At 34.9% G+C, this 459-nt stretch carries 1 protein-coding gene; it reads left to right on the top strand.

Annotated elements, in window-relative coordinates; all coding sequences use genetic code 11:
* Window positions 1-37: 37 nt before the first annotated feature.
* Window positions 38-459: gag-polypeptide of LTR copia-type domain-containing protein (locus HX793_RS32265; RefSeq protein WP_218646221.1), on the top strand; the 422-nt coding region annotated here is incomplete at its 3' end.

Here is a 459-nt window from a genome sequence, read left to right as displayed (position 1 = left end):
CGTGTGGAAATGTGTAGACGGATCTCTACCAGATAACATGACCTCTCTTACGAGTAACTTGGATATACTGAATGAAAGGAAGAAACTTGAACTTCAAGCCAAAAAGGAACTTGTGTCTGGAATACCCCACAGTATTCTTAGCCAAATGAATGATATAATCCTTTTAACTGCAAACCAAATTTGGCAAACTTTGAAAAATCGTTTTGAAGGAAATGAGAGAATCATTGGAAACAAGAAAACATCTGTTTTAAACGAATTTGACAACTTCAAAATGTTTTCACATGAGACCATCCATGATGCTCATGACAGATTCAATCTCATTACCATCAAAATGAATAATTTGGGCATCAAAAAGTCACAGCATGAGATAAACCTCAAATTTTTAAACAACCTTTATGAAAGCTGGAAAATGGTCAAACTCATCATTCAGGGAAATCCGGCAATTCATACTGAATCTTT

Origin of the sequence: Pseudomonas reactans, from assembly GCF_013387025.1 — a bacterium.
GTDB classification, from domain to species: Bacteria; Pseudomonadota; Gammaproteobacteria; order Pseudomonadales; family Pseudomonadaceae; genus Aquipseudomonas; species Aquipseudomonas reactans.
The sequence above is the reverse complement of the archived record's forward strand: the minus strand, read 5'-3'. Positions and strand labels throughout refer to the sequence as shown.